General features: G+C 49.7%; 9 protein-coding genes. 1 reads left to right on the forward strand and 8 read right to left on the reverse strand.

The genetic code is table 11. The features are described 5' to 3' along the window. The first annotated feature begins 29 nt into the window (after positions 1 to 29). Entirely contained in the window at positions 30 to 1,055 is a 1,026-nt protein-coding gene (locus tag L6472_RS03530; protein ID WP_237807207.1) for a family 43 glycosylhydrolase, read from the forward strand. Positions 1,056 to 1,080: 25 nt separating this feature from the next. On the opposite strand, the gene L6472_RS03535 is transcribed toward L6472_RS03530, so the two are convergent. The 8 genes from L6472_RS03535 to L6472_RS03570 all read right to left on the reverse strand — a co-directional run bounded on the left by L6472_RS03535 (position 1,081) and on the right by L6472_RS03570 (position 24,624). Further along, the gene (locus L6472_RS03535; protein ID WP_237807209.1) at positions 1,081 to 3,537 is read right to left on the reverse strand and encodes a glycosyl hydrolase 115 family protein; all 2,457 of its coding nucleotides are present in this window, start codon (positions 3,535 to 3,537) and stop codon (positions 1,081 to 1,083) included. Positions 3,538 to 3,564: 27 nt separating this feature from the next. Next, complete coding sequence (locus L6472_RS03540; RefSeq protein WP_237807211.1) at positions 3,565 to 4,803, reverse strand: glycoside hydrolase family 76 protein; 1,239 nt, start codon at positions 4,801 to 4,803, stop codon at positions 3,565 to 3,567. A gap of 718 nt (positions 4,804 to 5,521) precedes the next feature. Continuing rightward, positions 5,522 to 10,318 carry a glycosyl hydrolase 115 family protein gene (locus L6472_RS03545; protein WP_237807213.1) on the reverse strand — a complete coding sequence of 1,599 codons (4,797 nt, stop codon included), beginning with the start codon at positions 10,316 to 10,318 and terminating at the stop codon, positions 5,522 to 5,524. 48 nt (positions 10,319 to 10,366) lie between these two features. Continuing rightward, the gene (locus L6472_RS03550; protein WP_237807214.1) at positions 10,367 to 13,339 is read right to left on the reverse strand and encodes a sulfatase-like hydrolase/transferase; all 2,973 of its coding nucleotides are present in this window, start codon (positions 13,337 to 13,339) and stop codon (positions 10,367 to 10,369) included. A gap of 170 nt (positions 13,340 to 13,509) precedes the next feature. Beyond that, positions 13,510 to 14,739 carry an anaerobic sulfatase-maturation protein gene (locus tag L6472_RS03555; RefSeq protein WP_237807215.1) on the reverse strand — a complete coding sequence of 410 codons (1,230 nt, stop codon included), beginning with the start codon at positions 14,737 to 14,739 and terminating at the stop codon, positions 13,510 to 13,512. A 71-nt stretch (positions 14,740 to 14,810) separates the two neighbouring features. Further along, positions 14,811 to 19,358, reverse strand: a complete 4,548-nt coding sequence (locus L6472_RS03560) for an FIVAR domain-containing protein (RefSeq protein WP_237807216.1) — start codon at positions 19,356 to 19,358, stop codon at positions 14,811 to 14,813. A gap of 202 nt (positions 19,359 to 19,560) precedes the next feature. Next, positions 19,561 to 23,484 carry an ATP-binding protein gene (locus tag L6472_RS03565; RefSeq protein ID WP_237807217.1) on the reverse strand — a complete coding sequence of 1,308 codons (3,924 nt, stop codon included), beginning with the start codon at positions 23,482 to 23,484 and terminating at the stop codon, positions 19,561 to 19,563. Between the two features lie 33 nt (positions 23,485 to 23,517). Continuing rightward, positions 23,518 to 24,624, reverse strand: a complete 1,107-nt coding sequence (locus L6472_RS03570; RefSeq protein WP_237807218.1) for an acyltransferase — start codon at positions 24,622 to 24,624, stop codon at positions 23,518 to 23,520. Positions 24,625 to 24,791 lie beyond the last annotated feature (167 nt).

Below are 24,791 nucleotides of genomic sequence, written 5' to 3' on the forward strand. Positions count from 1 at the left end.
TTGCCGTGCAAAAAATCGAATTGGATAGAATGAAGACAGCATACTTTCTTATTGGTATTTTGAGCTTTGCAAGTGTCTTGTTAGGATGCGATCATCATAAGGACCTCAGTGGCGACAACTCAAAACTGGTTTTTGCGGCAGGCTACTATCCTCAGGTAGCAGTATGGAATCAACACTATTATTATACCATGCAGATTCCTTCTGCCGATAGCATCATCTTGTGGAAGTCTGACAGCCCAGAAACTTTGGCACAGGGAGAGCGCCAATGTGTGTGGCATGCTGATTCGATGCAGCATATATGGTCACCGGAAATCCACCGTATTAATAATAAATGGTATATCTATTTCGAAGCAGACGGAGGCAATACTGACTTTCATCAGCTTTACGTGCTGGAAAACAGTTCGGCCGATCCTTTGAAGGGTAAGTTTGAACTGAAGGGTGCCATCGTGACCAACGAAGAGTGGAACTTTGGTTTGCATCCCACCTCTGTGCAGGTTCGCGGTCAGCAATACTTGTTGTGGTCTGGTTGGCCCCATCGCCGCAAAGAGACCGAGACACAGTGCATCTATATGGCTAAGATGGAGAACCCATGGACGCTGGGTTCTGAGCGTGTGATGCTTTCTGAACCAGAATACGAGTGGGAACGTCAGTGGATCAATCCCGATGGCTTGCGTTCAAACTATCCTATCTATGTTAACGAGAACCCCGAGGCATTCATAACCCCCGATGGTCGCTATGTTTGTGTGTGCTATTCGGCCAGTGGCATCTGGACGGTCTATCACTCTTTGGGTATGCTCTATGCACGAACTGATGCCGATTTGCTCGACCCAGCTTCTTGGACAAAGGTGGAGGAACCATTGTTCCGTGCACAGAAAGATACTTGCATCTATTGGCTTTCGTCTAATGTCTGCGTGTTTCCGTCGGCCGATGGGCATACCAACTATATGCTCTACGAAAGCAGATGGTTAGACTCTAACCGTCATGACCACCGTGATGTGCGTATCAAGTCGATGTCGTTCAACGAGGAAGGACTGCCCGAATTCGGACAGCCCTGATCCATAACTTTAATAAAATAGATTTTTAATCCTTTGTTGCCACCGTATTGCGGATTTCGCTGATGACAACGCCGGGATCCATCAAGCTGATGCGCAGTTTGATGGTCTTTTCTTCTTGACTTTCATAATCAATGGTGGCATCATTGTAGCCCTGAGCCACCGTGGTGTGCCACTTTCCTTTCATGGCTGTGGTCCGGAGCGATTGGGTGTTTGTCCAAGCCCCTTCGATAGAGAGGGCGACACGCAGGTCGTAGTCGGTATTGATGGGGAAGTTCGAGAGGCAACGCACCTCGATGGTGTTGCGCCCGACCTTAACCGGTATCTCATAGTCAACATAGGGAGCCTCTGCTATTTGTGTGTCCTCATAGGCTTTCATGTCTAAAGGCCATACCGTGACGCTGGCCTGGTTGATGCCGACACCTTCCAAGGTCTTAACTGTGGGACTTGCCGCCGTATAGTGGTTTGCAGGGATGATGACCACCTCATCTTTTTTGCGTACAGCTTTTGTCTTGCTGATGTTGGCTGTTGTGGCAGTTGCAGGCATGTCGAACTGCTTTTGATTGCGAGGCTTACAGTTCATCATGCCTTTCCATTTACCCCCAGCAATATCGTTGTTGTACTTGTCGGTCAATGCAAGGATGGTGTTGTAGGCTGTCTGTGCCTCGTTGGCATACTTCAGGGCCAATTCCTTCTGTCCCAGTTTAGCCAATTCCAGACTCTGTGCCGCACGGAAAGTCTTGACATTCATCTGATAGGCCCCTTTCACTGGATATTCGATCAGTTGGAAGAAGGCATCCTGCAGTTCTGTAGGAATCTGCGGCTTCAGTGCATCAACCTGTTGGGTCAGCGCAGCATAGCTGCTGATACGCTGTTCCATGTCGTCATACGTGTATTTAATCATGTGCACATGCTCGGGTTTGCCGCCTGCTGCCAGGTGGTAATATTCCTTTTTGATGGCAGCTATCTGGTCGGCATAGGCTGCACCAAAGGTTCGTTCAGCCCATGCGCGGTTGTAGCCAATGGCTTTCTCGGGCGTCCATTGGTTGATGTCCCACGCCAGGTCCATGCAGAACTCGAGTTCCATCTCGGCAGGCTTGATGTCGCCGACGTTGATAACCCACAGTGTGCGAATACCTTGGTCGTAGGCACGCGACAGCTCGTAGCTCATCAGCGAAGGCGAGTGGGAGGCAATCCACAGATAGTCGGCAGGTGTTCCCCAATATGACACGTGGTAGTACACACCATTGCCGCCGCTGCGGGCCTGCTCGGCGGGTTTGGGCAACTGGCGGATGTAGCCGTGGTTGTCATCGACCCAGCAGAGGGTCACGTCTTCGGGCACTTGCAGACCGGCATTGTAGGCATCGAGCACTTCCTTGTAGGGGATGAACAGCTGTGGCACCTTGGTCACATCGTCGAAGTACTTGCCCAGCAGCTCGCGCTGATAACCGATGATGTCGGTCAGTCCGCGCACCTTGTCTTCTGTTGAGGGATAGCCCGAGATGCCCCAGTCGTGCACGCCACGCATGCCGAGGGTGTACATGCCGTCGTAATCCACGCTTTCTGCCACGCGCTCTTCCCAGTATTGCTGAATCTTGGCTTTGTTCGTGACGTAGTTCCAGTCTTCGTTGTTGCCATTCCAGGGGGCATGGCGCCACTCCCACTCGTTGTCGCGCAGCATCTGTTCGCAGTGGCTGGAGCCCAGCATGATGTCGTACTTGCGGGCCACGGGCAGGTTGTCCTTGTTGGCCCAGAAGGCTTCTGAACACAGGTGCATGGCAGGCCACAGCGTGTTGGCGCGCAAGCGCAACAGCAGCTCCATCACGCGGGCATAGGTGTTGGGACCGATGTTGTTGTACTTCTTGTCGATGCCCTTAGACGCCCAAGGGAACAGAGCGAAGTCTTCGTCGTTGATGAAGATGCCGCGATACTTCACGGAGGGCTCCTTCGAGGTGGTCTTTTCACCGTTCACGTAGAGCGCCTCTTTCTTTGCTGGCGCCACATCGGCCCACCACACATAGGGTGAGACACCCATTTGGCGTGAGAGTTCAAACAGGCCATAGGCGGTGCCACGGGGTGTGGAACCAGCAACCACCAGTGCTCGTGGGTTTTTGGTCATCTGAATGGTGAAGACCTCCCACTTGCCGCAGATGTCAGTCACGTCAATTTTTCCTTCGCTCACTAGCTGGTCGATAAAGGCCGACTGCCCCACCGTTCCGGCAATGATGGGCAGTGTTGTCTGTGCCAGACTGTTAGTCACATCAGGACGTTTACCACTGACCAGCTCCATATCGTTGGCCAAACAGTTTGCTACCGTTCTGACGACTTCGGCATCGTTGTCGGCCACGGCAATGGTGGTCTTGAACATGTCGTTGACCAGCGTCATGCTTTCTGCCGTCGGTCGTTCACTGATGCTGATGCTTTGTTGTGCATTCATGCACGTGGGCACCAGCGCCAGTAGTGCAATAATAGTTTTCTTTTTCATCTGTTAGTTTTTTTATGTAGTATGCTTTTATCGTTTTATCACCTTAATAATACGTCCATCTTTTTGCTTCTTGATGTTCAGTCCCCTCTGCATGCTTTTCAGGGGTTGTCCGGCAGTATTGAATAGCTGTACGGGTGCATTCTTCTCAAGCTCTACGTCATTGATGCTGTTGGCAGAGGTTGTCAGAGCCAGTGCCATGCGTGCGGTGTTCTCCATGAGCGACACGCCACTGGCCATGGCACCCATCGAAGGTGTCGATTCTTCATCGAAAGCCTCGCCCCAATAGTAACTGCAGAAGGTGTAGGGGTAGGCCTCGAGGTTCAGGTTGCTCCACAGTGTGTTGGCATTTTTCTGCAGGAAGTTGATGATGGGCCTCTTGTAGGTGGCGCTCATTGATTCGTCGAGTACGAAATTGACGAGATATGGAATCAGTACTGCTTTGAAAATGCTCTGGTCCATGCTGTTACCCTCGTTGCGTAGCAGTCCTCTGTCGGTGCAACGGGAGCTGCTAATGGCGTAGTAAAGCACCTTTGAGGCCATATTCTTATATTCTGTTTGACCGGTGAGATGATAGAGGTAGCGTGCTGCTTCGCCGAAAGTACCCTGAGTGTAGGTGAGGGGCGGCTCTTCTACACGTCCATCGTTGTTCAGCTTTCTCATCTCGTTGGCCTGATAGGCATAGATATTCTTGGCTGCCTCTAGGTATGAACTTTCGTTATAGCGCTCGTAGAGCTTAGATGCTACCAGGCAGCCTGGCGAGTTGGTGCAGGCATTGGGGCCGGAGCCATCGTCTTTCCATGGCAGACTGAAGTAACCGTCGTTCCAAGAACCACGTGGCAAGATATAGTTGTCGAAAATAGTGCGGGCTGTGGCGGCATAGGTGTCGTCGTCGAGCGCTTCGCTGATGTGAATCAGCGTCAGGCAAATCCAGCACATGTCATCGGTAAACGTGTTGTAAAATCCTGTGTCGTCACCTTGCTTGAAGTACCAGTTGTTTGCATGGTTTTGATACCAGCGTTGCATGGTTTGCTTGTAAAATCTGGCTCTGGCGGCATCAGTGTTCTTGATGCGCTGGTAGGCGTAGATGATAGGGTCTAATGCATGAGCTTGCTGCCAATAGATGGTGGCTGATTCGTTTTTAGCGTTGGTATTGCTGGTTGGAATCGCATAGAAGATACCAGTTGCCCTGTTCATAAATTGTCCTGTAAACGTGTTGAGCAGTGAGTCTGAACGCCCAGAATAGTCGCGTTCGATCAGTCTTGCCAACGTGCTTGTTTGTGCATTTAGTGAAACTAATGCAGTTGATAAAAATGCAATAGCTATTAATGCTTTTTTCATCAGAGATACTTTTGGTTTAGTTATTGTCATTATTACGTTACTTATATCACCATTTTTAGGTGCAAAGATACAAAGATAAAATCAATTATAGCCATAATTTCCTGATTTTTAGCTTTTGTCAATGGATTTATAAAAATTATCTGGGCTCAAGCGAAAATTCATAGGGGTAATCCTTTATTTGCGCTTTTTCAGTAGAGGCTCAGCAGATTCTTTAGATAGAAATCAATAAAGTAGAGATCAGATAGAAAAAGGACAGGATTACTCCCTCCCTTGGGAGGGTAGGGGTGGGGTTGTTCTTGGTCGGGATAGGAACGGTTTCGCACTGTCATAGTGCTGCTTTCGTCTTGTTATAGTTTCGCTTTTGCGTTGTAATAGCTTTACTTTTGATGTCCGTCCAGCCCCTAGATGTGGCGCATCCAGCCCCTGGAACGGGTCGTTTTAGCCCCTGGATGCGGTTGTTCTAAGGGCTGGATGTAGAGCATCCAGGGGCTAGACCAGAAATGAAAGCTTCGGTTTTAGACTTTAGAAACGCCACTTCAAGACTTTAGAATACGTGCTTTTAGACTTTAAAACGACCCTCTTCAGACTCTGGAAATGCCAATCCAAGACTCTGGGAGCATCGCGAAACCTACGCAATTGCAACTCTTTATTTAATCATCACTTTCTTATGATTGATGATGTTAATGCCCTTATTTGGCTGCGACAGATGTTGTCCTGTCAGAGAATAGATTTTGTCTTCTTGTTTAGTGGTCGTAAGTGTGTGGTTGAGGTTGTCTGTTCCCGTCAGATGGTGAATACGAAAGAAGTCCACCTTGAACCAACCAGCATTATCGCTGGTCGAACGTTCGCCGTTGTTTCGTTTGTTGCCTGTTTTAATGCCAATGGTCAGGTCTTCTCCAGCTTTGACGTTGACCTTCACCTCCATGTCGCGCAGAACGACATTCGACGAACTGCCACCTGCATAGCCGGCGTAAGTGTTGATTTCTCCTTCTGTGAGCAGGTTAGTGTAGTCTGCCGCAGTGCCGTAGTATTGAACGTTTTGGTTGGCGAAGAGACGGCAGTTGGTTTTCTTGTTCGATTCTACCCATAGCTTGCATGCAACAAGATATTCACCGGGTTCCAACTTCGATGCAGGAATGGTCTGATAGAGCCAGAACTCGTCGGGCATGGGCACAGAGTTAATCCAGCATACGTTGTTGCCGTGCAGGTTGGTGGCATCTTGGTTCACACCATAGGAATCAAGTCCGTTTGCTCCTTTTTTCAATTCACCTTTCGACAACCAGTTGCAGGGAATGCCTCGGCCGATATTGCCTTTGGCATTCAGCTGGCAGTTGTTGTTGTATTCAAAGTCATTGTTCTCAATGAGCTGTTCGGTGAGCGTCAGGTCTTCAGCCTCGGCCATGCGACCACGAATGGCTTCTATGCGAGCATCCATCTCAAACTTGTCATCGGTGTCGTACCAGTTGCTGAAAACACCATGTTGTGATGCTATCAGTGCGGCTTTCGCTGCTTTCATAGCTTCATAGGAAGTGGCTAGATGGCTATAGCGATCTTCTTTGTTCTTATAAGCATAGACGAAATGATAAACGGCAGTACTTAAGTTCTCCATATAGTGAGCATAGGCCGAGAGATGATCGTAGAAGAATGTCTGGCGGTCGGAAGGCAACTTACTCTGTATGGCTTCGCAGTGGCGTGCCACCTCGGCAAAGGCCTTCATCTCGCGACTCATGCCTGCCAAGACACTGTCCACAGGGTTGCGTCCTTCGATGCGGAATGTGCGTCCTGCCACACTCTCGTATCCAATCTCTGTAAATGGGTTCGACTTAAAGGTGTTCCATGTGTTGTTAATCTGTTTGATAACCTGTGAGTGGCGCAAGTCCTGAAACACATACTGACGGTCGAACCCACCGGGGAAGTCGCTCTTCTTGGGGTTCCAGTAAGCATAGTAATAGTCGTGGTAGAGTTGTGCTATTTCATCGGCATGTTCTTCTCCAAAGTATTGCGCACAGAACTGACGCATGAAGTCGTTTGTGTTGTAACTATTTGAGTTCCACATCATGGCAGCGTTGGCACTCATCTCCATCAAGAATTCACGAACATTGCCTGCATTGACTACACTGAAAGTCAGTGGACCCTTGCTTTGTACGTAGCGATAGTTGTCTTCCATCTTCCAAGGTCCTTCGGCAGGAGCCAAGTGGGCACCAGTGGAGTAGAACTGCAGGTTCATGTAGTAGCCCAGTTTCACGTTGTTCACGTTGGTCCAGTTCACCAGGTCATCATAGGGATAGTGGTCACGTCGGCCTGCAACAAACGTCCACAACATGTTGGTGGCTGTGGGCGGTTGCAGATGACCGGCAGCAAGCAGCGACGATATCTCGTCATAGAACGTCATGCGTACAAAGGGGTTCGCCTCGCCAGTTGCCTGACAAATCATGTCGTATTGTTCTTTCACCATTCGATTGATGACAGCACCGCGCTCAGCGTCTGAAGAGGGCGCATCAGTAAAGACAGACCAGAAAGGCTGGTCGGTCTTACCTCGGAAGGCCACCTGCCAAAGGTTCTCTACACCGCTGTTCATCACCGAGTTGATGTTGTACTGCCAGAACTCACGCAACGATGCCATGTCGTTGACAGAAAGAGCTGGAGGCGTTGTCTTTCTGACCTGTTGCCAGTAGGCATCCCAGTTGGCAAAACTATTGTTTAGTGCTACCATGTGGTGTGACGTTAGCACCAGTCCGTATTTCTTGTAGAGCATGGCCTCGCTATTAAGCGTGCCATTGGTGGTTACGGTAGCTGTGTATTCCACCGTGTTCAGTTTCAGTCGGAGCATGGTTTCCAGCCATCGCTCGTTATTGTCTGTGCTCAGTCGGCGCCAGGGCACAAACAAGTCTTCGTCGTTAGGAAACCAGGCACGGTAGCGAACCGTAGGTGATGACACATAGTAATCTAAATCATCTGAAACCTCTATTTGAGTCTGTTGCTCTGGTTTCCAGTCGCACCAATACCATAGTGGGGGTACTCCCAGAATCTTCTCGCTCAGTGTGTAGATGGCATAAATAGTGCCTCGCATGTCGGCGCCCTGCATCACAATGCGATGGTTGTCTGCGTCGGCATAGACGCGGTGCGATTCGTAGCCGTCAGTTTCCTTTGCTTCGGGCAATAGCTGCTCAACACCTTTGGTGCTCATGTTGGCTACTAAGAGTTCTACACCGCTCGTTTGGCCTGCGGTCGATGCAATCTCTGGTCTGAAACCTAACACTTTTTCGAAGTCACGCTGTAAGGCTTCGACAGCTAGTTTGACTTGGCTACATTCCTCTTCAGGAACAATGATGGTGACGTTGCCTTTGGCCAGGGTCAGCCCTTCTATTGCGTTCTTGACAGAGAAGGTGACACGTGGACTTATCTCTGTGTAGCCGTTGTCTGCGAAAAGCACGGCATAGTAGTCGTTGACGTCTTTAATGTTGAATTGTATTGTTCCATTGTTGTTTGTTGTGTACTGCCAGGCATACGATGGCGTACCAGGACCAGGCTGTTGCCCCTTCAGATAAATGCCAATCCAAGCTTGAGTGCCTACAGGAGCATTTTGATAGTTGATATTAATGGTTGCTCCCGGTTCGTATTTTGGGTTGTCAAGAATCAATTGTGGGGCTGTCGAACCGCTCACGTCGATAACCTTTGACTCGGAATAATCGCTCCAGTCAAGATTCATAGAACGGTTGCGACATCGCATGAAGAAATGGCCAGAAGGAAGGTCTTTCTTCGTCAATTCAAGAGTGGTGACTGGCTGGCCATTGCGCACATTCTTTGGCATAAAAGTATTGTCTACATCGTAATAGTCTTCGAATAGAAGGGTACGCTGATAAACAATATCGGTAAATTTCGCATCGCGTGCTATCTGGTATTCACTGCTGTGCAGACCTTCAACAGTAGCTTGTTGCTGAATAGTGGCTGGTAGTGTCACTTCAGTTGAAGATAAGTAGAGCGAAGGTGTAGCAGGTTTGTCTGTTTGTGAGAGCTTGCGACTAAAACGATCAATGAGTACATTGTCGAGAGCCAGACGTGAGTTGCCAATAGAATAGGTCTCTATGGTCACTTCATCGTTTGAAGGGTTGAACTCCATGAGTTGATATGTCCATTGATCAATGGTTTTCTGTACTTCATCACGGTTGCGATTGTCGGGTGTTTTTCCCCACAACTGTTCATAGTCTTGAGCTGATGTACCCACACCGCCACCAGTAATCATATGGTAAACAGGCCATTCTTGCATCTGTCCGCGTGCATAGAGATGATGATGTCCTGCACAGTTCAGTACGTGCTTCTTTGAAGAAGAGAGGATGGGCATGATTTCATTAGTCATCCAAGGATTGGTGTCGCTTGCCCATTGTTCAGCATAGAGGGGGCGATGCTGCACACTGATGATGAAACGCACGCTTGCATCCTTGTCTGCTGCTTCGACGACACGTTTTGCCCATTGCTTCTGTTGTTCAGACACACCATCTGTGTTCAATACAATGAAAAGTACAGGACCTGCCTGATAGGCATAATAAAAGGCTGTATAACTCTTAATGCCCTGATAGTCCATGTTGCCATACGAAGCATAGTGACCATCGTAAAGTTTCAACTCTGGGTCTTTAAACAGTTCGTGATTGCCCACACAGGTCATGATGGGCAATTTTGACATGACCTCACGTGACTTATATAGATGTGTAAACTCATATTGTCTAATGGAGCCAGAGTCAACCTGATCTCCAACGTTCATTATCATGCTTACATTATCTTCGAGGTTCTCTTTACCCCACTTCTGTTGCGCCTTACGTGCCGCCATACGTATCAGCCATTCATAGTCTGAACGCTCGTTGCGCTGATGGTCGCCAATCATTAGAATACGGAAGGGTTTTAGACTCGTAGGCTCAGGCATGGTGCGAAAGTGGTGTATTTCGCTACTTTTCTCACCACAGATAACTTGATAATAATAGACGGTGTTGGGTGATAGGCCCTCTATCTGGGCATTATACCAATAATAGCTGGTAGCAATCTGACGTGCAGAAGAAGAGACTTGCTTGTCAAGATGATTCGCATCTGTTCCATACTTGACAATTGAGTTGTTATTGATAGCCTTCGTCTTCCAACATACCTGGATGCTATGGTCGGTAGCCTGATTCAGATATGGCGCAGTCATCTCTGCCGGTACTTCAATAGGTGTAACCGTAAGACGTATGGCATCGTAAGTCCCGTCTCCATTTTCTGTGTAGTATATGTCTGGCTCACTATAAGCTTTGTTGTTAATGGTGAGACTGGTTCCGTTTTTCGTCTTATACTCGCGAAAGGTTTTAATTGTCCGTATCTCCGTGGGGGTGTCGGCAACTTTTTTTGCTGCCAGTCCACCTCCAAGGATGGGTATGCATAGTGTAAGTATGGCTAAAACAATATTTCTTGTATTCATGTTGCTTGAGAAATAAATAATAATTAGGTATTTAGACTATAATATCAATTATTTGATTACTTTCTTCCCGTTAACGATGTACATGCCCGAGTGAACGGTATTATTAAGCTGGCGACCTTGCAAATCGAATATCTGTTTGGGTGCTTTGGCTTTGAAGCTGTTGATGCCAACAGTGGTTGCATCAATCTCGTCGAGGGTCCAAAACGAACGATGGTTGGTGCCGTTGACGGCAGCAAATGTCTGTACCCAGCATTCAGCCTGATTACTCTCGCCTCTAAGGTTGAGACCGATGGTGCCTGCACTGAAGTCGTAGGGAGCATTACCTGTGTATGCAAAGCCATAGCGTCCGTCTTCTGCCGATGGTGCTGTGACATGGTATTCGGCCTTTTCCTCGCCGAGCAATACTGGTTGCTCTGTTGTGGCAGTATAGCCTTGAATGTATCGGGCCGTGGTAGCATTCTTTACGTAATAACAGTTCTTATTGTCTGTTTTCTCAAAAGTCCAATAGGTATTTTCGTCAACCTCGTCACCGCAAAGCACATAGTCGTTGGGGCCTGTCGTGTCCTTCATATAGGCGGGCGCATTGTTGCTGAAGTTACGGATGGTAAAGTATTTGCCATTCAGCACCCAATCTTCGGATGGCTGAGGATTAATATTGCCGTCTTCATACTTCTTTAGGTCGATAGTGCCATCCATTACCTCGCGTATCTCGTCGGCAGAGAGGATGCCTTTGAAAAAATAGACTTCGTCGAGCTTACCTTGAAAATAATCCTTGTTGGCTTTGTGGCCACCAATACGGAAACCGCCGGTGCAAGCCTCAAACTGAGGAGCAGGTACTGTGCAGTCGCGAACACCATTAATATAATATGTGACGCTGAGGTCAACAGGATTGCAGACCACGGCTACGTGCTGCCATTCTCCAGGCACCAGCGAGCCGTAGTTGGCATGGTTTTGTTGGGCTCCAAGGAAGTTGTTGTAGAAAAAACGCGCATCACCACCGTTGACCGATGCTTCAGCTCTACTATAGAGGTAAATGCGACCAGTACCTGCTTGATCTTTCTGCGCCAGAATTACCTGGTCACGAAAGTAAAAGCCTCCGTCCTGATTGCCTGAACTTGGCGCGTCACTCCGCTCGTTGTACACCCAGGCACAAAATGTGGTCTGGGTGTTTTTTGTTTCTACGATGCCGTTGGTGTTGAAGTCTAGGTACTGGGCACTTCCATTAAGCTCAATGCCTTTCCCTTTGACACCTTCAACATAGCTAAAACCTTCGTTTGACGGGGTCAACTCGTAGTGATGCTTTGAGGCATCATCCGTGTTGTCGTTGAAGTCATAGTAGAAGATGAGCTCCTTGGCTGTGTCCTCGATGTCTTCAGAAATGCTGAGGCCTACACTTTTTGCCCAGTTGTTCCAAAGAGTTTTTAGCTCACGCACTTTCTCAGGATATTCCGCAGCCACATTGTTGGTCTCGGCGTAGTCGTTTTTCAAGTTGAATAGCTGCCAGCCGGCACCTTTGAGTGCTGTAAGGCGCCAATCGCCTTTGCGTACGGCCTTTCCGCCTTCGTGTTCCCAGAAGAGCACACGCTCGCCATTCCACACGCCCTCGCCCTGAAGCAGAGGCAGTATAGAACGACTCTCCTCACAAAGGGGCTTGATGGCGTTACCATGATAAGTGGTGGGGTAGGTGGCATTTGCCAGTTCTATACACGTTGGCATAATGTCCAGGAAATGGCAGGGCTCACGATTGATGGTGCCTTCTTTGGCTTTGCTGATACCAGCAGGCCAGTGGATGATGGCAGGTGTAGCGGTTCCTCCGTGGAATTGGGTTGTCTTCCAATAGCGGAAGGGTGCATTGATTGCGCCTGCCCATCCGTTGTGCAGATAGTTGTAGGTCAGCTGGCTACCAGGTGTTGGCGAGTTGTGAACAACCATCTCGCCAGAGCGTGTGCGGTCATGGCGGTCGAAGTCGCCAATCGTGTAGTTCTCGCTGGAAGCTCCATTGTCTGAACAGAAAATAATCAGCGTGTTGTCGTAGATGTTACGGCGTTTCAGTTCATTGATGATGCGTCCGATGTTTTGGTCAACACAATCCACCATGGCGGCATGAACCTCCATGTTGGCTGCTTGGAAGGCCTTGTCGCTCTCATTTTCCCAGGCACGTCCGGATGCGTTGCTTGCCTCTGGTGTTTCTTCCGGGTTAACGATGCCCAGCTCAATCATTTTTTTATAACGACGTTGGCGCAGGGCATCCCATCCATCGTCATATACGCCTTTATATTTCTCAATGTCCTGTGGTTTTGCCTGTACAGGCCAGTGGGGCTCTTGGAAAGCCACATACATGAAGAATGGCTTACCATCGGCTGTCATCTCGTCCATCATGTCAATGGCTTTGTCGGCCACATAGTCGGCATAGTAGAAATCGCTGGGAATACCATCGGTGAAAAGAGGCTCTTCGTTGTGTACCAGTGAGAATGGGTCAAAGTGGTCTGTGACACCCCAGATTGTACCCCAGTGCTGGTCGAAGCCACGATTGCATGGGTATGTGTCGATAGGTGCAAAAGGGCGATTGTTGAATGTGTTTTGGTGTGACAGCCACGCCATTTGGTCGGTGTTGTTGCCAATACCTTGAGTCAGCGAAAGATGCCACTTTCCGCTCATGCCGGTGTGGTAGCCAGCCTCTCGCAGCACTTCTGGTATAGTCACACAGTCCTTTGTCAGGCTTTGTCCCATCCCTGTGATACCTACAGTCTGTGCATAGCGGCCAGTCAGCAGTTGGGCGCGTGAAGGACAGCTGCGTCCCGAGTTAAAGAACTGCGTAAAACGGATGCCGTTCTCAGCAAGACTGTTAAGGTTTGGTGATTGTACTTCACCGCCAAAGCATTCCAAATCAGAGTAGCCCATGTCATCTACCACGATGAGCATGATGTTGGGTCTCTCAGGTTGTTGCGCCTGGGCTGGCACTAATGCTGGTAATGCGGCTGTTGCCGACATCAGCATTTTCTTAGCGTTTAGTTGTGTCATGATTGTTAGGATAAATTATTATTAAGAAAGGTTTCTTCTAATTACTTGCTATTGGTGCCAACAAAGTTACAATAAATAAAAAAAAAGGTGTAAGGGCATAAAAGAAAACTATCCGTTCAAGATGACTTTGAACGGATAGTTTTCTGCGATGATTAGATTTTTTTATTTTTTCATTGCTTTCTGGCCCATTCCATGACGTTGGCAGGTGGGCGCTGACACAGCAATTCTTGTTTCATAAAATCCATATATGGTTTTACATGGCCGAATATTTGTTGGAAGGCTTTGCACATGTAGTTGAGTCCTCGTTCCCCATTGGCTGTCTGGCAAAAGCGGTCTTTCGGACACCCACCATTGCAGACGAAAAGCCATGGACAAGACAGACATTGCTGTGGCAGACCATTTCGCTTGCCCCGGCCAAATGTCAATTGACGGTCGCTATACATCATCTCGGTGATGGTCTGCTTGTGGATGTTGCCTAACTTGTATTCTGGAAAGACAAAGTGATCACACGAGTAGAGGTCGCCGTTGGCTTCAAGTACAGAGGCATGACCGCATGTCTCTGCCATAGCACACACACCGGGGGCCTCGCCAACCCAGCGGGCCAGTGTGGAGTCAAAGAGCTGAACGAAGACTTGTCCCACATCGTTACGCACCCACTCGTCGAAGATGGTACAACAGAAGTGGGCATATTGCTCTGGCGTGACAGAGAAGTCGGCTAACTGTGCCTCTTCGTTGTCGGCCACATGGGCCAATTGCCTACCGTCTTCATGAGGCAGAATTCTTTCGATGATGGGGGCAAACTGGATGTATTGGCATCCGTTCTCTTTGTAGAAGTGATAGACGTCGAGTGGGTAGTCAGCATTATAGTCGTTGACCACACCCATCGCATTCCATTCCACCCCGTGCTTCTGCAACAGTCGGATGCCGCGCATCACCTTGTAGAACGAGGGCTGTCCGCCGCGTGCCCGGCGATATTCGTCGTGCAGATCCTGAGAACCATCGATCGAAATGCCAATGAGCCAGTTGTTTGCTCGGAAAAATTCACACCATTCATCGGTTAACAGCGTACCGTTGGTTTGAAGACAGTTCTCGATGATACGTCCGCGAGCATACCTTTTCTGGAGTTCCAACACACGCTTATAGAAACTGATGGGGCGCATCAGAGGCTCACCACCATGCCAGGTGAACAGCACCTGCGGCTGTGTCTGCGACTCAATATACTGGCTGATAAAGGTCTCCAGTGTGCGGTCGTCCATGTTGAAACGCTCATTCTGAGGGAGGTTGGTATAGAGTTGACTCTTCTCGAGATAATAACAATATTTGCAAGCCAGATTGCAAAGACTGCCAACTGGTTTTGCCATCACATAAAGTGGTCGGGAAAAGGGTGCGAATGTGGCCATGTTTTGATTATGTATGAAAGGCCGCGCACCTTTTGGAGTGCACGGCCTTAAATGTTAGGATGAAAGATGAATTATTTCACCACCATTTTCTTCTTGTTGATGATGTAAACGCCCTTCTTAGCCTTGTTCACCTGCTGACCCTGTGCGTTGAACATCTTGCCAGCCTTGGCTGCAGCCTCGATAGCATTGATACCATCTACGAAGTCCTCCAGATTGTCGATGGCAGTCTGCAGGTTGGTCTTAGCTGTGGTCAGACTTTCAACGGTAGCATCCTCGGCAGCCAGAGCCGTCTCAGCATTGGTGATGGCACTGTTCAGATTAGAAACGCTGCTTTCGGTCTTACCGGTGGTGTCCAGACCCTTAGCTGTCTGAATCAGCGTAGAGAGCTCGCTCTTGGCAGTCTCGAGGGCAGGATTACCCATGTAGATCAGACGGAAGTTGTCGATAACGGTCCAGTCGCCATCCAGCTGCTTCTCGTTCTTCTTCACACCGATGGTCAGCTGACCGTCGGTACCTACCTCTACCTCAACAGCATTCCAGTAAGCACCATGCTGGAAGTATTCGATGGCTGCGTTAGGCATGTTGGGGAATGCACCCTTGTCGCTCGTCATCACGTCGATCAGAGCAGGCACGAGGTCAAGTTCCTCGGTGATATTAGCCAGTTGTTCCTCCTCGTTGTTAGCAAACAGGTAGGCCAGGCGCACAGGCTCGCTGCCATTGTTGAAGGCCTCGCGCTGAGCATCGCCGTTACCATTGCGGAAGAAGCCCTGTACCATCACGATATACTTACCGGCTTTCAGACCAGTCAGATTCTGTGAGAACGAGAAGCTGGTGGGCTCGAAGAACTCGTAAGCATAGTCAGCAGCGCGGTTGCCATCGCCATCAGCGGTCGTAGAAACGCGTGCGCCGCCATTGCCACCCTCGCAAGCCTTGGTGTACATGTCGTAGCCGTCCTGACGGTTCAGGCTGGCATTCTTAATCAGGTAAGACACATCAACGGGATTCTCCACGCTGGCAGCCTTAATCATAGCAGCACGCTCAGCAGGCGTGATGACCATCCACTGGTTCATCGGGTTGTCCAGACCAGTCTGATCAATACCGATGTTGCTCCAGTACTTCTTGCCATCTGTACCCTTGTTGGGGTTGTAGCCCAGCAGGTAGCCGTCCTGGCCGGTAGAGCTGATGTTATAGACACCCTCTTTGCCATCTACGGGCAGGAAGTGCCAGATGTCCTGACCGTTGGTATCTACATAACCATTGTAGGCCATCCAGCCACCACCGCGACCAGTCCTGAACTTGAAGTTGTTGATCTCAGGATTGTCCAGGTCAACCAGTTCGATCTCGATACCTACCTGGTCAACAGCAGCATGAGTGTTCCAGTCAGAGCCAGTGCCCAGGAACATGCCGGTACCAACGTTGAACAAGTAAACCTTGCCGGCAGCAGGAGCGCTACCCTTGAAGGTAGCTGTAGTGGTCAGGGCGTTGATCTTGCGGGCAGCAGTCAGGTCGAAGAGAGCCTGTTCTACAGCCTGTGCCGTTGTAGCCTCGGCCACAGCCGTCTCGGCAGCACCGGTAGCATCGGTCAGCAGTTGGCTGACGGTAGAGAGTGCCTCGTCGTCTTTCTCGCTCTTAGCCAGATCCACGGTAGCCTTCAGTGCCACGATGTTCACAGCCTTAGCCGTGTTCAGCGCATTTCTCAGGTTGGTGGTGGCAGTGATGATATCCTCAGAGTTGGTTGCCTCGCGTGCAGCGATGGCGTTTGTCAGTGCCTGGCTGAGTGCATTAGCTACAGGAGCCGTTGTCGTGGTGGCATCGAATGCCTGTGCATCGCTGATAGCCGTATTGAGTGCATTGAGGAACTCGGTCAGATCGATCTGTGTGCCGAAGTAGGTCAGACGGAAGTTGTCAATCACAATCCAGTTGCCTGCATTACCGTTGTTCGTGTTCTCGATACCGATAGTCAGTTTACCGTCTTCGCCCACGATGATAGAACCAGTTGTTGTCTTGTAAAGACCACTCTGGAAGTACTCGTTAGCCTGTACGGGCCAGTTGGGAATCTCCAGACCGTTGATCACCTCGCCAACGCCAGGCATGGTGCCTGCACCGCTGGTGACATTGGGCAGGGTGGCCTCTACCTTGACATCGCTGCCATTGATGGCCACCAGTGAAGCTGTGTGATTCAGCTCCTGCTTGTTGTTCACCTTTTTAGTCTCGTCGTCGCTATTGCCGTCGCGGTAGAAACCGTTCACGCTGACCTTATAGATACCTGCAGGCAGGCCTTCGATGGTCTGCTTCATGTTGGCATCACTCTGGTAGAACTCAACCACATAGTAAGGATTGCGTTCGGCAGTCATCACACCGCCTACGCCAGTCCATCCACGGCTGACCTCCTGACCATTGAACTTGGTGAAGTTAGGATTGTTGATGAGGAATGTAGCGTCAACAGGAGCCTCGTTGGTGGCTTTCTGCATGTAGGCCAGCAGCTGTGCCTTGGTGACGAGCTTCCACTGGGCATTGAGGTCGTTCTCGTAGTCGGCAGCATCCTTTTCGCGCTTCTGTACGGCATTCCAGTAAAGGGTGTTGCCATCGCAGGCACCGTCGTTCACATCGTAAACAAAGTGCCAGCGGAAGTTGTCGAACACGTTCCAGTAGTACACCTTTTCCTTGCCTGCTACGGGACGGAAGGCTGACTTGTGCTCACCGTTCTTGTCCCAGTACTCCTCGTTCCAGTTCAGACCAGACCATCCGTTGCCACTCATCTTGAAGGCAGGGATATTGTCAGTGCCTGTGCCATCTTGAGTCAAGGTGACCAGCATGCCAGGATTATCAATAGAGATGTGGCATCCCCAGTCGGCGGTGGTGTTCAGGAATAGGCCTGTACCAACGTTGAGCAGGTAGAAGTCACCGTTAGCAGGCTCTGAGCCTTCAATATTGGCAACGTCAATCTTCGTGGCTGCATTCAGTTTGCGAGCTGCACGCAACTTGTAGAGAGTATCATTGAACTGTTTGTCTGTAGCGGTGGCCACTGCTTCAACAAGAGCCTTGGCGGCAGTGGCGTCAACACCTTCGGCCTCGGCCAGGGCTATCGTAGCATTCAGCATGTCAACGCTTTTCTGCAAGGGAGCCCCGTTGCATGCCTTGATAGCATTGTCGATTGCATTGATGGCAGCTGTGATTTCTTCTTCAGTAGATTCTGCGGTCAGCGTCTTCGCAGCAACTACAGCCTGAGCAATAGCATCCTTGAATGGAGCAGCCACTGGCTCGTTGTAAGCCTCGCCTTCGGCAATCTTGGCCTGCAGACTCTTGTAGAGAGCCAAGGCAACGGCACCCTTATAGGTGACAATCACGCGATGCCAGTTGAACCACTGACCGGTGCTGGTTGCAGAAAACATGATGCCCATCTGACCGTTCTTCACCTTGACATTCTCGACCAAAGCACTGGCCTGGTCGAGAGCAAGGGCGTCGGAAGCAGTCCACATCTGGTCAGGACGCTGACCGGTGGCACTATTTGCCCAGCTGGCGCCATTGGAAACATTCCAATAGCCTCCCAACTGCTCCATGTTGGGGAAGTTGGCTGTGTTTGTGTTTTCCTCACCAGTAGCCACAATCAGCTTAGGTGCTGTCGTGTCGCCTTCGTCCTGACGATACATACCCATGAAGCGAATGTCATATAGACCGTTAGGCACTGTCTGCGTCTGATTGGCAGTGAAAGCAGCGTGCCAACGCTCGTATTCACCAGCTCCATAAGCAGCATTCTTTCTGTCATCGGGTGTGCCATCGGCAGCCTGCCAGTTCCATTGGTCAATGCTTTTGTCAGAAGCCATGTCGGGATGATCGAAGAGGTAGGATGCATCGACGGGCTCCTCAATAGAGCCGGCAACGGCAACAAACAGCGTGCGGAAAGCTGCACGAAGGTCGTCGGCAGAGGCCTCTGCATTGGTATAAACTGTGTTGGCTGCATCCAGTGCAGTGGCATTGGCTGCCAAGGCATTGCTCTTCTCAAGAGCCTTGTAGAGTCCCCACATCGCCTTGCGGGCTTTGAACTGGCGAAGCTTGCCTGCTTCTATGTCTTCCTTGGTGATGAATGTCCAGTCGGTGAAGCCCTTTCCGGCATATAGTGTAGTCTTTCCACCGCGCAGGAACATCACGTCGAGAAGTTTCTGTCTGGCCACATTCTTCAGCGTGTAGGCGTTAGGGTAGTTGGGCGATGCTTCAAAAGTGAAACGGACACGGTCGCCGGCATTGCCTAAATCCGACCACATCGCAGCTGCATTCTCACTATCATCCTGACCAAAGAATACGTCAGCAGCGCGGTCCTTGACATGAATCTTGATAGTTTTTTCGCCATCGGGTATAATATTGATGACCTGACGGCCGGCACCTGCTGAGGCGTCGCCATTTTCCAGTTGGTTGGCAATAGCCTTTGTCTCGTAGTTGTAACCGCGGGTCAGCACAGCCTCTGCCTCGATATTATACACATAGACGTCGGTTTGCTGACTCAGAGTGGTCAGGTCCTGTCCCGGAGCAGTAGGCGCAGTCCATAGGACCTGTGCTTGCAGACAGCTTCCACCGAATGAGCCTAAAGCCAATACGGCAACAAGTAATCTTCTTTTGTTCATAATTCTTGTTTTGTTTAAGTTAATAATAATGATAAGTTTGGTTAAATCGTTTTGTTTTCTTTTCTGGTTAAATCTTGAATATAATGAATGCTACTTTTGCATTAGGTTTTGTTTGCAAAAATAGCATTTATTATATATATAGAACGAAAAAATATGTTCAGAGAACAAAAAAATCTAATCAAAGTGTCATCATACTGTTCTTTTACCCATGATAATCCTTTGGAAGCATGCCAAATTGCGCTTTGAAGCATTTGGCGAAATAGCTGGTCGATGAAAAACCGACGCGTTCTGCTACCTCGCTGCTACGACATCCTTCGCGCAGGAGCAGGGCGGCTTGGTTCATGCGCGACGTTTTCAAATAGTCGGTAGGTGTCATACCTGTCAGGGCTTTTATCTTGCGATAGAAACTGCTTCGACTCATGTTGAGTTGTTCGGCCAGCGTGTCAATCGAGAACTCTTCGTCGCGCATGTTGTCGGCGACAGACTTCTGCATTCGTTCTATGAACTGGAGGTCCTGCTGGTTCAGTCCCAGCGGACTCTCCTCTTGCAGTGATTGCGTATTGAAGCCCTCGATGCTCTTCATGCGTTCGTAGAACTGTTGGCGCAGACGCAGCACGTTCTCAATCTGAAGATGCAACTGTTTGATGGCAAATGGCTTCTCCATGTAGATGTCGGCACCGCTTTCCATGCCTTCCACCTTCGACTCAACAGTGGTCTTGGCAGTCAGCAGGATGAGGGGGAGGTGGCTGGTGTCGATGTTTGTCTTGATGTTTTTGCACAGTTCGATGCCATCCATGCGAGGCATCATCAGGTCGCTGACAATGATGTCCACCTCGTTGTAATTCACCACTTCGATTGCTTCGATGCCATCGTGTGCCTTTACAACCTTGTACCATTGTCGCAGCGAATCGGCAGTAGCTTTCAGCAGTTCTTCGTTGTCTTCTACCAGTAAGACGGTGTGTGACTTGGCTGAAGACGTGGCATCAGGGATGTTTGACTCTTCGGCAATGGGGGCGATATCTTCGTTATCAAAGGTAGCCTCGTCGCTGTTCAGCAGTGGCAGAGTGATGACGAAGCATGAACCACCGCCGGGAGCGTCTTCATACTGCAGGTCGCCATGATGTGCCTCGGCCAGCATCTTGGCATAGGCCAGACCGAGTCCTGTGCCCAGCGAAGTCGCTATATTGTCGTTGCCTATCTGGTAGTAGCGATCGAATATCTTGTCGCGCTCCTCGGTAGGAATACCTGAACCGTCGTCTATGACGGAGATTTTGATTTTCTCGTCGTTGATACTTTCCAGTTTCAGGATGATGTCATGGTTCGTATATTTCAGGGCGTTGCCTACGAGGTTCATCATCACCTTCTTCATCTTGTCCAGGTCTATCACGGTGGTCACGTTCTCTTCGGGCAGTTGCAGTTGTATCTGCTTGCCTTGCACCTTCACCGCGTCAAAGAACTGCTTGTAGATGTCCGTCAGCATCTTCTTGATATCTACGTTTTGCTGCATCAGCGAGATGCCGCCATTCTCGGCTTTTTGGAAGTCGAGCAGCTGGTTGGTGATGCCCAGCAGGTAGTTCATGTTGCGACGGATTGACGTGAGGTGCTCTTTCAGTTCGCTGCCACCTAAGTCTTCGCCACCGTCAATCTTCTCCTGCATCTTTTCCAAGGGCAGACTGATCAGTGTGAGCGGGGTGCGTATTTCATGAACGAGATCCACAAAAAAGCGAATCTTAGACTGGAAGGTCTGCTTCTCTTGCTCTGTTCTGAACGACTCCATCTGTCGTGCATAGCGACGCTTCAGCTTGCGCTGAGCACGTCTGTAGGTGTAGAAGATGAAACCAGCAATCAACAGCGTGTAGAAGATGTAGGCCAGCGTGGTGCGATACCACGGTGGCAGTATTGTAATTTTCAGGCGGGCTATCTCGGCATCGTTGTTGTCGCCCATCCGTCTTAACAGAAACTCGTAGTCGCCTGGTGGCAGATTGGCATAGGTGGCTTCAGAGTTTGACGTGCCTCGCACCCAGGTCTTGTCAAAGCCCTTCAGCATGTACTCGTATTTAGCTGGTGGCATACCGCAGAAGCGTGACGACGCAAAATGCAATGTAAAGCTATTGTCTGCGTAGGGTAAAGAGATACTTTCCTTGGTGTAAAGCAGTACATCGAGTCCAAGTCTCTTCAGTTCTTCCTGGTCGTTGTCGATATATGGGAAGTTGATGCTCTGGATATACACGTGCTCCAGGTCGAGCACGGGTTTCAGCTGTTGTGGCACAAAGCTGAACAGACCATTGGATGTGCCAAAGAGCATGTAGCCGCAATGAGGGTTGCACGACACGTTGGCTTCCTGATTCTGGATCGTAGCATAGAGCTGAATGTCGCGGACGTCGCGTGACGGAGTGATGCGCACAATACCAGCCGTAGAACCCATCCACAGGTTGCCCAGCTTGTCTTCTTCGATAAAGGTGATGGGCAGACCGTGTATAGAGCTGCCTTCCGTATCGTAGCGTTCAAAGTCCTTGGCGTCGGGCAAAAGGCGATATAAGCCGCCACCGTTGGTGGCCAGCCATAGCACGCCTTGCGAATCGCAGTGAATCACGTTGGCAGCCTTGAAACCAATGGCGTTTGATTGGAAAAAGTCAAACCAATCATTCTTAGGATCCTTTCTGTACAGACCTTTATTGGCCGAAGAAGCCCACAACCATCCATCGTTTGTTTCAGCAATATCGACAAAAGGTGTCATTGCGCTGATGCTGGCATAGCTGCGGAAGTGGTCGTTCTGGCGGTTGTAGTGCGAAAGCCCCCAGCTGGTGAGGATATAGATGTCACCATTCTTCGTGCGGAATATTTTGTTGACCTCGTTGCTGGGGATGGTGTAGGGCACAGCGCTGGAGTATGTAAAGTTGCGAACGGCACCGCTCTGCGTGTCAATGACGCGGATGCCCTGGTGTCGAGTGCCTATCCAGATATTCTTACCGTCGAGCATAATACTGCTGATCTCCGCTGGTAGCTGTGTATGGTTATAGGTGCTGACAACCTGTGTGCTGGTGTTCATGCGAAAGAGACCGTGGTCTGAGGCAATCCAAACCTCGTTGGCATCTCCCAGACACAGCGCATTGATGTTGGTTTGGCGGCGCTGTTTGTCGGTGAGCGGCAGTTCCAACATCCTGATGCCATGGTTCTGTGTAGGCAGGATGTTGATGCCTTCAGTCTCCGTAAGTACCATCAGCGAACTGTCGGCATCCCATACCAAATGGTTGATATCGTCATTGTTTAGCAGATAGCCGGGAGTATTGTTGGCATTAATGGATTCTAAATGACCACTCTCGGGATAGAATCTGAATAATCCGTTCTCGCTGGCAATGAGTATGCGGCCGCTGGCATCTGACGTCAGGTGGCGAATGCCGCCAACTTGCGCTAACTGCCATTGTTGTCCTGCGCTTTCGTGATGTTGGCTGAGTAGCCTCAGAGTGTTGCTGAAACCCAACCAAAGATGACCGTTGCAGCGTGTCAAACTGATGGGATTCTTGTCGTCTTTGTAGCCTTCCACCTTGTGCGAACGCAGGAACTGTCCGTCGCTTCGATAGATGGCCAGGTCGCCCGAGAACGTAGCCGCATAAATCAGACCGTCGCTGTCCATTTCGATGTCGCAGAAGAAGGTGCCATGTCGGCTGTCCTGATACAAACTGTCCTTCTTTGAGTCATAGATGAAAAGTCCCTGTCCCTGTGTGGCTATCCAAATAAGCCCATTATCGGTGTTGATGATTTTTGGCACGGCGGTGCTGATGACAACGCCATAGCGGGTTTTCTTCTCAAAGCGGTTGTACTTGTTCTGCTGCCTGTCAAATACGTACAGTCCTGCCGTACCCCCCAGCCAGATGTTTTTTTCGTGTTCAAAGATAGAGATGATCGTGTTTGTCTCGTTGGGATTCTGCTTGGTAAACATGTCGCGATACGTGTGCAGGCGAAGACCGTCGAAATAGTTCAGACCGTTTTCAGTACCAATCCACAGCAGTCCGTAGCTGTCGCGCAGCGCACAAAGGGTTGCGTTGGTTGACAATCCCGATGACGTTGAAAACCGATTAACATTGATGGGTTGTGCGTGTACGTTGTGAAGTAGCGCGCCTCCCATATATAATATAAGGTATAGTTTTCGTAGATTCATTTAGCCGATAATGTATTTGCTTTTTGGTAAGAATGATAGTAGTTTCGTAGTCACAGCGCAGCATACAAACGTGAGTATGGCAATCGTGGGGATGGCCAGTGCCACGGGGATGCTGGGCGCAGCAGAGTCGCCATCGATAATCCAGGCTGCTATAGGAGCCAGGAAGAACAGGTGCATCAGATACATGCCGAACGACAATTTCGATAGCGAGGTGATGATGGCTGGCGCTTTAGCCTGTTTGATGCAGGTGAACAGCAGAAACAGTCCAAAAGTCGCCACGAGCACGTTCAGCGTGCAGAACTCCCACGACCATTCCAGCATGGGCGTCTCAATCAGCAGACCAGGCTCGCCCTTCCACCAGAAGCTCCAGGCGGTGAAGGCTGCGCCACCCACAAAGGCGATGGTGCCCACCACCAGTCGTTTGTGCTGGTTCCATGAGAGATGGTATCGGATATAGTGTGCTAAAACTAAATAGCCCAGATAGCCCGAGCAGTACCAGAACATGGAGAACTGATTCCAGAAGCACTCTCCCCATAACTCGGGCGAAACAAAGCGGTGCAGCCAGGGGATGAGGGTGGTAAAGGCGAAGATGCCAATGAAAATGAGTTCTTCTTTGGCTGTGGCACGTTCCAGCCAGGGAGACACAACGGGTATAATCAAGTAGAGACTGATCAGTGGATACATGAACCACAGGTGACCGGCCATCGAAGGGAAGTTGAAAGGCAACAGCTTGAAGTCGGTCATAGACTGCTCCCATGTCATTCCGCCCCATGCTAATGGCAGGAAGGTGTAGAGCAATAGGAAGACCATAAATGGTGGAAGAATGCGCATGAAGCGACGGCGGTAGAATTGCGTCATCGTGGTTCCCGACTTCATGGGCACTAACAAGAATGCCGATACAATCATGAATAGCGGCACGGCAACACGTCCGAGCGCTCCATCGTAGAATGCAACCCAGAACCGATTGCTCTCGTTGGCCAGCATTGATACATTGCCAGCCAGTCCTGAAGCGTCGGCTCCATAGAAATTTTCACTGGCATGTACCAGCATTACTAAGAAGCAAGCCACTACGCGAAGGTAGTCAAGGAACGTGATTCGCTCTTTCATTTTGTTGTCGTTATCTGTTTAAATGATGCGCAAATATACAAAATTAATAAGACTCTGACAAGTAGAAAATGAATTAATATGGGTTGATTAACAGATATTTTCCTTTTTTGAACAGATTCTGTCCTTCGCTTTCTACTTTAAATTATAATTTTGCTCCCAGAAATATA

Origin of the sequence: Prevotella sp. E13-17, from assembly GCF_022024035.1 — a bacterium.
GTDB lineage: Bacteria > Bacteroidota > Bacteroidia > Bacteroidales > Bacteroidaceae > Prevotella.